Source organism: uncultured Dialister sp. (genome assembly GCF_900541605.1).
GTDB lineage: Bacteria > Bacillota > Negativicutes > Veillonellales > Dialisteraceae > Dialister.
Window position 1 is genome coordinate 22,457 of the sequence record NZ_UQKJ01000009.1, and the last position, 11,421, is coordinate 33,877.

Sequence of the window (11,421 nt, forward strand, 5' to 3'; positions counted from 1 at the left end):
TATGCCTGAAATTATTCTGAAAAATGTCACAAAAACCTTCGACCATATCAATGCGGTGGACCATTTAAACCTGACCATCCGGGATCGTGACTTTATTACCCTCCTTGGCCCTTCGGGTTGCGGCAAAACCACCACACTTCGCATGATAGCGGGACTGGAGACACCGACGGAAGGAGAAATCCTCATCGATGGGGAAACCGTATTTTCTGCGGAAAAGGGTATCGATGTGCCGCCGCAGAAACGGAATGTGGGATTCCTGTTCCAGAACTATGCCCTCTGGCCCCACATGACGGTGCTCCAGAATATCACCTTCGGTCTGGAAAACCTGAAATGGGATAAGGACAAGATCCGCCAGCGTACGGAAAAGCTCATGAAAATGCTGAAAATTGAAGAATATGGAAACCGCTATCCCGCGGAACTTTCCGGCGGCCAGCAGCAGCGGGTGGCCATTGCCCGTACCTTGGCCACGGGTCCCCGTATCCTGCTCATGGATGAACCGCTATCAAACCTGGATGCGAAACTTCGTATGGAAATGCGATCAGAGCTGAAGCGCCTCCATTTGGATACGGATTCCACTTTTGTTTACGTGACCCATGACCAGTTGGAAGCTATGACGCTGGCGACAAAAATTTCCCTCATGAAGAAGGGAAAACTCCAGCAGTTTGCACCGCCCCTCACCGTATACAATGAGCCGGCCAACGCTTTCACCGCTGATTTCATTGGGAACCCCAGTATCAATCTCATTCCTGTAAAGGTGGAGGAGAAAAGGGAAAATATATTGGTCCTGGATATGGGCAGCCATAAAGTACGCTTCACATCGAAGGGAAACGCAGATACCCGGCAGGGGGATATACTGACACTGGGCATTCGTCCGGAAAACATAGAGATTACGGATGAAGGCGGCCTGGAAGCCAAAGTCTACTCTACTCTCCCCAGCGGCATGGAAACCGTAGTGAAACTGGAAACCGCCGGCCTTATTCTGACAGCCGTTGTCTTTGGAGACAGCGATTTCCGAATTAATGACACCGTAAAAATCCGTTTCCGCTCCAATCGCAACCATCTCTTCCGAAAAGAAGGAGACCAGGAGCGGATTGCCAGTGGAAGCCTGCAGAGCCTGTAACTCAATAAAACATTAAAACCGGACACCTTCGAGGTGCCCGGTTTTATAATACCCTGAGATCTCCGGAAGGTATTGGGGGGAATTTGTTTTTCTAATCAGATTCGCAGTCACCCCAGAAAAAGAAAAATTTGTATAAATGCATAATAATACATAAAATTCCATAAATATTGCGATTTCTATTGACTTATATGAATTATTATGCTAAATTACTTATAATTATTAAAGCGGGGAAGGAGAGACAGAGCCATGGAAGCTTCCTGTGTACAGATTGATACAGCCAGAATGATCCATAACATAAAAACCATCCGGGCCCATATCCCTCCGGATGTGCAGCTCATGGCAGTAGTAAAAAATGATGCCTATGGAAATGGGGCACTGAAAACCGCGGAACTTGCACTGGCCCATGGATTTTCCCTGATTGGCGTGGCCCGAGTGGAGGAGGCTTCATTTTTGCAAAAAAACGGAATTACTGCTCCCATTATGATACTGGGTCTTGTTCCGAAGGAAGAGTGGGAAGATGCTGTACAGGGTGGCTTCCTGATTCCCCTGGATACGGAAAAAGACGCAGAGGCCCTCGAAGCAGCTGCCAAAGGGCTGGGCAAGAAAGCCCTGGTCATGGCAGCGGTAGACACTGGTCTTCATCGTATTGGTGCCTCTGTCGAAAAAACGGAAGCCCTGGTTTCCAAAATCCGCGCACTTCCCTTCCTGAAGCTCTGTGGCCTTTTTACCCATTTCATTGAACCGGAACTTCGAGATAAGAGCCGGACATGGAAGCAGCTGGACCTGTTTAAGAAGGCCCTTCTGGCGGTTGGCGATACGGAAGGTCTCCTGATTTCGGCGGCCGACAGCGCAGCGGCAGAAGATATGGAAGAAACCTGGTTCAATATGGTTCGTATCGGATGCCTTATCACCGGCATTCAGCCATCAAAGGAAATGGCGCATCCCCTTCCCCTGGAGCCGGTATTTTCCCTGGTGAGCAAGGTCATCCACGTGCAGAAAGTGAAGAAAGGGGAAACCATTGGTTACGACGGCACCTTTGAGGCTCCGGGTGATATGTATGTGGCCACGGTACCCATAGGATACGGGGACGGTTACCGACGAAGTCTTTCTGGCAAGGCATCGGTACTGATACAGGGGAAAATGCGAAAAATCACGGGACTCATCTGTATGGACCAAATGATGGTAGAAGCAGATGCATCTGTAAAAACAGGAGATCCGGTGGTGCTGGTAGGAAAACAGGGAAGCCTGGAAATCAGGGCCACGAACCTGGCAGAAATGTGTGACGCCAATGTACACGAATTCCTGGGAGGATTTCGGTGTCTGGAGAAGAGATATATCTGAGGGAGGAAAATGATGATGAACAAGGGACTTATGAAAAAGATTTTTATCGGATTAGTAGCAGCAGGGGCCATTGCACTGGCTGCAGGCTGCGGCGGGGGACAGGCAGCCAAGTCGGGAGCTGCCTCGGCACCTAAGGCGCAGGCTGATCTTTTGAATACCATCAAGCAGAAAGGGGTACTTACCGTAGGAACTGCATCCGGCTATCCGCCCTATGAATTCATTGACGCCTCCAAGAAGGATAAAGTCATCATCGGCGTGGATATGGAACTGGCCCAGAAGATTGCCGATAAGCTGGGGGTAAAGCTGGAAGTGGCGGATTCGAACTTCACAGCCCTCCTCTCTTCCCTCACTGCTGGTAAAGTGGATATGGCCATTGCCGGTATCAATGCTACTGAAGAACGTAAGAAATCCATGGATTTCTCTGATGGCTACCTGCCGGCCCATGAAAAGATTATGGTCAGAAAGGAAGATGCCGGTAAATACAAGACTCTCGCCGATTTTCAAGGGAAAATCGTAGGCGCCCAGAAGGCAACTACCGAGGAAGCCATCGCCCAGAAGGAACTGAAGGACTCGAAACTGGTTCTTCTGGACCACGTGCCGGATGTGGTGATGGAGCTGAAACACGGGAAAGTGGATGGCCTGGTGGTACAGGACATCGTGGCTCAGCAGTACCTTGTTTTCAACGATGACCTCGTCCTGTCCGATGTGAACTTCGCCACATCTAAGGACATGTACACCGTAGTAGCCCTGCCGAAGGGTAATCCGGAACTCATGAAAGTGGTAAACGAAGTAATCAAGGAGAATACGGATAACGGAAACTTCGAGAAGTGGGTCCAGGAAGCCAGCAAGAAAGCCGTAGAAAACGCAAAACAGTGAAATAATGGACAAAAAAGGAGAGTCACAACAACCGGATGTGACTCTCCTTTTTCATTTTGATACAGCCATTCAGGCTGTACCCACGTTATTGTACCGGCCGTACAAAGATGCGGAGTTTACGGAAGGCCCGGCCTCCGCGGAGACCGCCGCCCATGACCTGCCCGCCGGCCCTGGCGTAGCTGGCATGGATATGGATGAAGAGGGGGCTGTCAGTCTTGGGGTACACGGCTTTCAGGTCCTCGTCCATCAGTTCTTTTTTCATGACTTCACCGGTGAAAGAAAGGATTTCAGCGGCTCCCAGGCAGGGAGTAGACCCGACTTTCAGGGGCAACTCGTTCCGTATGGGTGTGGCAAAGACCAGGTCCTTCACAGAGCCGATGGCGTTGACGATGACTGCGCTTTCCCAGCCCTTTTCGACGATGTACCGGTCAATGGTCTGGAGAATATCTTCGTTTGTATCGACAATGATTTCGTACCAGTTATCCACGGTCAGACTCCATATTTATCCAGTACGCCAAGATCTTTCATTACCTTTTCCAGCTTTTTCAGCGGTTCACCGTCATAGTCCTGGTAAGGACGTCGTACGTGGCCACCGGGGAGGCCGAGGAGGTTCAGGGCTGCTTTGATGACCACCGGATTGGATACTTCATAGAGCTCCATGAGGAGAGGGAAATATTTGAAATATTCTGCCCGTCCTTCGTTCATGATGTCTGTGGAAGTCCAGGGGCGCGCATATCTGGCCACTTCCTCCGGGATAATATTGCCGCCGATATTGGCAAGGCCTGTGCCGCCTACGGCCAGTGTGGGGAGGACAATGGAGTACCAGGGGGAATCGCAGCACATGATTTTTACTTTTCCTTCCGTCAGGCGCTGTACCTGTACCAGCTGGTATACGCTTCCGGTAGCTTCTTTATCTACTACGAAGTTCTTATGCTTTGCGGCCAGCCTCTGGATGGTCTCCGGTTCCACCTGGACACCTAGGCGGGAGGGATTGTTGTAAATGCCGCAGGGAAGAGTGGTGGAGCCCATGCAGGTGTCCAGATGGATGAACGCATCTTCCTGGGGAATGAGTACATAGGGAGGAATGGTGAAAATGACGCCATCCGCCCCTTCATCTTCCAGGAATCTGGCAAATTCTACTTCCCCTTCCGTTGTTGCGGAAGCGGCGCTGAAGAAGACCGGGATCCGGTGATTTACGTACTTGATTGTTTCTCTGACGATGGCCTTCTTTTCTTCCAGGGAAAGAAGGGTTACCTCAGCAGCGGAGCCGAGGACGAAGAGCTGGTTTGTGCCATACCGGATCTGCCGGTCGATGAGCACTTTGAATCCATCAAAATCAATTTCGCCTTTTGCGGTAAAGGGGATAGGCATAGCTACCCAGGAACCCTGTAAATTCATTGCCATAATAAAACCTCCTGAATAATAATTATCGTAAATAGTCCGGAAGAATCCAGAAGCTGCCCTGGGTCTTCATGAAATCTTTGAATTCCGGCGACTTATAGGCAGCCACCAGATCCTTGGCCCACTGGGTGTCTTTATTCTTCTCGTTAATGCAGATGGCCATGTACATCTTATCGTTAATGTCCTTTTCCGTTTCCGGATAGAGGACGGAATTGAAGTCAATCTTTGCATTATAGGCATCGGAACCGCGCAGGATGATATAAGCGGCATCGGTTCTTACGGATGGGATGGTTGGCCCCTTCATTTCTTTGAAGTTCAGATTTTTCGGATTAGAAGTAATATCTGCCGCCGTCACATGGTTCGGATCTTTGGAGGGATCCAGGGTAATCCAGCCCAGATGGCTGAGGAGCTGGTAAGAACGGGCCAGGTTGGAAGCATCATTCGGTACCAGGATGGTATCGCCATCGGCTACCTGGTCCAGGGATGTCTTACTGCCTGCGTAGAGCCCCGTAGGAACGGTGGGGGTTGCCAGGATGGTGGTCAGGTGGGTGCCCTTGCTGTCATTGATAGCATCGATCCAGGCCTGGTGGGCGTCCACATGGAAATCGATCTGGCCTTCTTCCAGTGCCATTTCGCGCTGTACGGAGTCCTTAATGTTTACGGCTTCCAGCTTATATCCCTTCTTTTCCAGGATAGGCTTTACGCCAGCCTCAAAAAGGTCCGATGTGGCTGTAGGCATGACCCTGTATTTCAATACCTTTTTTGTACCCTGGTCAGCGGATGCTTTCTGGCTGTCAGAAGAACCGCCGCAGCCTGCGGTGACCAGTAAAAGGCTGCTGACCAATAATGCCCCGATTGCTTTCCAGATTTTCATGATTGTTTCCTCCTTGTTATGAATGGACACGGGATTTCTTTGAAAAATAGTTGCCTAAGGTCTGTACAGTCTGGACGATGGCAATTAATATGACAACCGTCAGTATCATGACCGGCAGGTTCAGCCGTTCATAGCCATAGGTCAGCGCCATATCGCCGATGCCGCCGGCACCGATGGCTCCGGCCTGGGCGGTGGCGGAAATCAGGGAAATGGTCCCTATGGTGACTGCCAGGATCATGGAGCTCCTTGCTTCCGGAAGGATGAAGTGCCAGATGATCTGGAAATAGGAAGCACCCATGGATTTGGCAGCTTCGATAATGCCCTTATCAACGCCTAGAAGGCTGTTTTCGAAAAGCCGGGCCATGTAGGGAGTAATGAAAACGATGAGCGGGACCAGGGCCGCCGTTGCCCCGATGCGGGTGCCGACGATAAACTTGGTCAGCGGGAAGATAAATACCATGAGGATGATGAACGGCACACTTCGTACCAGGTTCACCAGTGTATTCAGGATGAGGAAAATCGGTTTATTTTCCAGAAGGCCCCCTTCGTTGGTCAGGACAAGGGCCAGGGCCAGGATAGAGGCCAGCACCGTTCCGATGACCAGGGAAATACTGACCATGTAAAAGGTGGCTCTCAATGCGGTGATAATATCACCCACAGGAATGACAGAAAGACTCATTATTGTTTCACCTCCGAGCATACGACGCCATTTTCTTCTGCAAATCTGATGATTTTTTCTATTTCTTCATCGCTGCCGATAATCTGCAGGATAACGATACCCACAGGGTGGCCGCACAGTTCTGCCACCGCAGCGTGGAGGATTCTTGTTTCTGCCTGAAATTTTTTATTGATTCGCCAGATCAGGCTGCTTGTGGCATTCTGGTTCAGGAATTTAAAGTTGAAAACCTTGAAATGGAGAGCTTTCTCCGTCTCAATCTGATGCCATACGGATGGGGAGACCTGGTCAGGGATGACGGTGCGTACGAAATCGGCGGTAACCTGCTGCCGGGGATTGCTGAAGACCGTGAAAATATCGCCGCTTTCTATGATTTGCCCTGCCTTCATGACAGCCACCTTGTTGCAGATCTGCTGGATAGCCTTGATCTGGTGGGTTACCATGACGATGGTAATATGCATTTCCCGATTAATTTTCCGAAGCAGTTCCAGAATGGCGGTCATGGTGTCCGGGTCCAGGGCGCTGGTCGCTTCGTCGCTCAGGATGATGGTGGGGTCCATGGCCAAGGCCCTTGCGATACCGACACGCTGTTTCTGCCCACCGGAAAGCTGGTCCGGATATACATCGGCCTTGTCTCCCAGCCCTACGAAGGACAGGAGCTTTTCCGTCTTTTCTTTGATTTCCTGCTTGCTTTTTCCCGCCAGTACCATGGGAATGGCCACGTTATCGAAGACGCTTTTTGAATTCAACAGGTTGAACTGCTGGAAAATCATTCCGATATGCCGCCGCTCTTTCCGCATTTCATTGAAGGACAGCCGGCCCACCGACTTTCCATCCACCATGACTTCACCTTCCGTCGGTGTTTCCAGGGCGTTGATCATACGGATCAGTGTGGATTTTCCGGCGCCGCTGAATCCGATGATTCCGTAAATATCTCCGTCTTCAATGGTGAGGTTCACGTGATCCAGGGCCTTTACGGTTTTCCCTTTTGTTTTGAATATTTTTGTTACATTTTTGAATTCAATCACTTTTCTTACCTCTGAGTTTCTCTAATGCCGCCAGGGCCAGATCTTTGCCGTACAGAATGGATTCGTGGAGCGTATCCGGGTCTACCCGGAAGCAGGGATTGTGATTCTTTGGCGACAGGCCTGTGCCGATCTGGATGAAAACTCCGGGAATTTTCTGCTGGTAAAAGGCAAAATCTTCACCGGCCAGGTTATCCGGCGCTTCGGCAAAGGGAAGACGAAGCGCCAGGGCCCGGTCTTTGGCAAAGACAGCCCATTCGGGGTCATTATTGGTGGCAGGGCTTCCGTCTTCCCAGAGAAATTCCGCTTCGCCGCCATAGGCACGGGCAATTCCTTCCGAAAGGGCACGGAGCCGGTTCTTTATGTAAGCTCTGTCAGACTCCCGGACCGCTCTCACTGTCCCCTCTGCAAAACCGTCCTCCGGGATTACATTGGTGTTTGTGCCGGCCTGGATATGGGTAATGCTGACCAGGGCGGAATGGAAGGGGTCCAGGTTCCGGCTGATTACGGTCTGCCCGTTCATGACGAAGGATGAAACCATGAGGACCGGATCGATACTCAGCTGGGGGCGGCAGGCATGGGAACCTTTTCCATGGAATACAGCCTTAAAGGTAGCTGTTGCTCCATGCATGGCGCCGGGCCTGGTGATGATGGTGCCCCTCTTGTACATGGCGGAGCAGTGAAGGCCGAAAATCACGGACGTATGGTCCAGGACACCGGTCTTCAGCACGTCCCGGGAACCGTCGAGATTTTCTTCCGCCGGCTGGAATACGAGCTGTACGGTCCCATCAATGGGCTCATCCTTCAGGGCCAGGGCGATGCCCATGAGAGTGACAGCGTGGAAATCATGGCCGCAGGCATGCATTTTTCCATCATACAGGGAGCGGTAGGGAAGATCCGTCTTTTCCTGGATCGGGAGGGCATCTATATCACAGCGGATGGCCACTGTCGGTCCCTTGCCGTTTCCCAGCTTTCCGATGACGCCGGTTTTGAGGTCTGGCGTATCATACATGTCTATGCCATGGGACGATAAAAAATCCCTGATCCGTTTTGTGGTTTCCACTTCTTCCCCCGAAAGTTCCGGGTGCTGGTGAAACCATATAAATTCTGACCTTGCTGTTTCTTCGATTTCTTTTAAATCCAACGATTACGCTCCTTCCGGAAAATAAAAAAACTTCCATCACCAAAGAGGCGCACCTGCTGCGCCGCTTTGGGACGAAAGTTTTCGCGATTCCACCCATATTCCCATATACGTCACCATATATGGCTCAAAAAGTACGTCATTGTACTTCTGCGCTGTAACGGGCGTCTCCCGGATCATTTACTTGAATTTCAATGCATCAGCTCCAAAAGGCACTTCAGCTTTTTCTCCCTGCCCGGATTTCACCGTTCCGGACTCTCTGCGTGGGAGGTGGGAAGCCTACTCGTTTTATCATCGCCGGTCAATCATTCTATTCTGGTAACAAAAAATCCCCGTTCCATCAGGACGAGGATTCGCGTTTCCACCTAATTTTACATATACATTGCTGCATATATCTCATCGGGTATCATGGATACCCCTGTTCTGTAACGGGAACTCCCGGATTCATCTACTGGACTTCAATCAATCTGGCTCAGAAACGCACTTCACTGAATTTCCTGTATCCGCTTCCACCATTCGGACTCGCTCTGACATTTCCTTCAGGTACTCTTTTTCGTCATTGCCTTGAAAGTGTTGCACTTAATGTAACATCACGGAAATTAAATGTCAAGAAGAATATGTTACCATTTCATGGATAGGGCAGGTCCCTTTTCAAAATGGTGGGAGTATACGCTGCCATTGCACTGGCCGGTCAACAATGATAAAATGGGAAAAATCTGATTACCCTCTATGTTCCTGTGAAGGAGGAATCCCATGAGAATTGACCGCATCGATATTATCCGGGTGCTGAATCCCTTTAAACATCCTTTTCGTACCAGTTTCACGAACTTTGTGAACCGGGATGCCCTGCTGGTGAAGGTGTATTCCGAAGGCCTCATCGGCTGGGGGGAATGCAAGGCCTTTTACGGACCCTTTTACAATCCCGAAGACAATGGCACGGTGCTCCATGTGCTGAAAGACATCATTATCCCGAAGATTCTCCACGAAGAAGTGGAAAGCCCGGAGAGCTTCATGAAGAGTTTCACCTACATCAAAGGAAACCGGTTGGCCAAGGCGGCGGTGGAAAATGCGCTGTGGGACCTCATGGTGCAGCGGACCGGGAAATCCCTGAAGACCCTTCTCGGCGGGACCCAGAAGGAAATCAAGGTAGGCGTCTCCCTGGGCATCGAGAAGGATATCAACGTGCTCCTGAAGGAAATCGATGAGTACCTGGCCAAGGGGTACCACCGGACGAAGATCAAAATCCATCCGGGCCGGGATATCGAAGTGGTGAAGGCCATCCGTAAGGAATTCGGCGACATCACCCTCACGGTGGATGCGAACTCCGCCTATACCCTGAAGGACATAGACCTCTTCCGGGCCATGGATGAATACCATCTCCAGTATATCGAGCAGCCCCTGGGAGAAGAGGACATCGTGGACCACGCCACCCTCCAGAAGGCTATCGAGACGCCGATCTGCCTGGATGAGAGCATCGTTTCCTACGAAGCCGCAGAAGCGGCCATCCGCCTGGGGAGCTGCAAGGTTATCAACATCAAGTCCAGCCGCTGCGGCGGTATCTATGAGGGCAAGCGGATCCATGACCTCTGCCTGGCCCATGGACTGCCGGTATGGTGCGGCGGAATGACGGAACTGGGCATCGGCCGGGCCCAGAACGTATCCTTCGCCAGCCTGCCGGGATTCACGGAACTGGCCCACGACGTGGCGGCAGCGAACCGGTACTTCGACGAAGATATCACCAGCCCCATGGTGGATATCACCGACCGCTGCACCATCATCGTGCCGGATGAAGAAAATGGCATTCACTACGATGTGGATGAAAAACAGATCGACAAGATGGAAGCGGGTCATTGGATTTTTAAATAAAGAGAGCAATGAAAAAGCACGGATTCCCGGGAATCCGTGCTTTTTGCGTGTGCCTGGGCGGGGCATTGAGCCTTCAGCCTTGAGCCTTCAGCCTTGAGCCTTGAGCAGATCAGGCCCTCCGGGCCGGGGGTCCTGTGGCTGAGTGTCGTGCGAACGGGTGGGGGCTTCCAGCTGCTAGCGACTAGCGTCTAGGAAAGCTGGTCAGCCGCTGCGCGGCGAATGCACCCCCTTTTTGAGATCGAGTCCGAGACCGAGATCGGGATATTCAGCCTGCGGCGCTTTCATCAGGATTCCAATTGCGGCGAAGCCGCGGGACCTCAACTCTTGCTTTTGTGCCTTGAGCAGGATAGCCGATGTGTGGCAATTGAATCAGACAATCGGTGGCTGGCGGTCCGGCTGTTAGATGGATAGATGATAGAAGATAGACGATAGATTGGGATAGGCCCTTCGGGCCAAACCCAGCAGTTCCCATCAGCTAACCCCACCCTGGCGGGAGCCCCTTCCCAAGGAAGGGGCCTCGTGCAGAGTCATTTTCACGTTTTGGGGACAGAGTCATCAGGATTCCAATAGCGGCGCAGCCGCGGTTCGTTAGCCTCCTTCCTTGGGAAGGCGAGGCGTCCTGCATAGGACCCTCGAGCCGGGCCCAAGTTGGCGCCTTTACTGCACACTAAGGCGCCTTCCTTTCAGGGCCCGGCGGTGGCGCCGTCAGGCGACGGAGGTTAGCGGTTGGATGCGCCGCAGGCTGATCCTGTCTGACGTCTTCCCTGCGGCGTCTGGGTGGATAATGAACATGCGCGTGGACGGAGCCTTGTGCCTTGAGCAGATCGGGCCCTGCGGACCCATTAAATCCCGGTGGCACCCCTCCACCCGCGAGGGGAAAGCGACTCACTGCATTCTCAGTCGCCTGCGGCTCCTTACGAATGCAGTTCGCTGCGCACCGCTGGCGCGGTCCCCACGATCTCGGCCAGTCGACAAAAGGAAGGCGCTTTAATGTGCAGTAAAAGCGCCAATTTGCGACTGGCTTGCGAGTCCTCTGCAGGACTCGCACCTTCGCGATGAAAGTGTCTCACTGGATTTTCGCTCGCTACGCTCACTACAAAT

10 protein-coding genes and 2 other annotated features are annotated in these 11,421 nt (G+C 51.9%); of the genes, 4 read left to right on the forward strand and 6 right to left on the reverse strand.

The features are described from left to right. Position 1: 1 nt before the first annotated feature. From QZR21_RS01440 to QZR21_RS01450, 3 genes are all read left to right on the forward strand, one after another. Positions 2-1,120 (forward strand): ABC transporter ATP-binding protein, encoded by a 1,119-nt coding sequence (locus tag QZR21_RS01440; RefSeq protein WP_296097141.1) that lies wholly within the window; start codon positions 2-4, stop codon positions 1,118-1,120. 246 nt (positions 1,121-1,366) lie between these two features. Beyond that, complete coding sequence (gene alr / locus QZR21_RS01445) at positions 1,367-2,461, forward strand: alanine racemase (RefSeq protein WP_296973341.1); 1,095 nt, start codon at positions 1,367-1,369, stop codon at positions 2,459-2,461. A 9-nt stretch (positions 2,462-2,470) separates the two neighbouring features. Further along, complete coding sequence (locus QZR21_RS01450; RefSeq protein ID WP_296973343.1) at positions 2,471-3,337, forward strand: transporter substrate-binding domain-containing protein; 867 nt, start codon at positions 2,471-2,473, stop codon at positions 3,335-3,337. An 85-nt stretch (positions 3,338-3,422) separates the two neighbouring features. On the opposite strand, the gene QZR21_RS01455 is transcribed toward QZR21_RS01450, so the two are convergent. The 6 genes from QZR21_RS01455 to QZR21_RS01480 are packed head-to-tail and all read right to left on the reverse strand — an operon-like array spanning position 3,423 to position 8,457. Next, entirely contained in the window at positions 3,423-3,824 is a 402-nt protein-coding gene (locus QZR21_RS01455) for a PPC domain-containing DNA-binding protein (RefSeq protein ID WP_296973345.1), read from the reverse strand. Between the two features lie 2 nt (positions 3,825-3,826). Beyond that, entirely contained in the window at positions 3,827-4,741 is a 915-nt protein-coding gene (locus tag QZR21_RS01460; RefSeq protein WP_296097135.1) for a dihydrodipicolinate synthase family protein, read from the reverse strand. 22 nt (positions 4,742-4,763) lie between these two features. Beyond that, a complete protein-coding gene (locus tag QZR21_RS01465) occupies positions 4,764-5,612 on the reverse strand; it encodes a MetQ/NlpA family ABC transporter substrate-binding protein (RefSeq protein WP_296097132.1) in 849 nt (282 codons plus the stop codon). A gap of 16 nt (positions 5,613-5,628) precedes the next feature. Continuing rightward, complete coding sequence (locus QZR21_RS01470; protein ID WP_296097130.1) at positions 5,629-6,291, reverse strand: methionine ABC transporter permease; 663 nt, start codon at positions 6,289-6,291, stop codon at positions 5,629-5,631. Next, positions 6,291-7,316 (reverse strand): methionine ABC transporter ATP-binding protein, encoded by a 1,026-nt coding sequence (locus tag QZR21_RS01475; RefSeq protein WP_296097128.1) that lies wholly within the window; start codon positions 7,314-7,316, stop codon positions 6,291-6,293. The genes QZR21_RS01470 and QZR21_RS01475 overlap by 1 nt, the downstream gene beginning before the upstream one ends. Continuing rightward, positions 7,309-8,457, reverse strand: a complete 1,149-nt coding sequence (locus tag QZR21_RS01480; RefSeq protein ID WP_296973349.1) for an amidohydrolase — start codon at positions 8,455-8,457, stop codon at positions 7,309-7,311. The genes QZR21_RS01475 and QZR21_RS01480 overlap by 8 nt, the downstream gene beginning before the upstream one ends. A gap of 64 nt (positions 8,458-8,521) precedes the next feature. After that, positions 8,522-8,758 (reverse strand) — a binding site (T-box leader). A 34-nt stretch (positions 8,759-8,792) separates the two neighbouring features. After that, positions 8,793-9,023, reverse strand: a binding site (T-box leader). 184 nt (positions 9,024-9,207) lie between these two features. On the opposite strand from QZR21_RS01480, the gene menC reads away from it, so the two are divergent. After that, a complete protein-coding gene (gene menC / locus QZR21_RS01485; protein WP_296973351.1) occupies positions 9,208-10,320 on the forward strand; it encodes an o-succinylbenzoate synthase in 1,113 nt (370 codons plus the stop codon). Positions 10,321-11,421 lie beyond the last annotated feature (1,101 nt).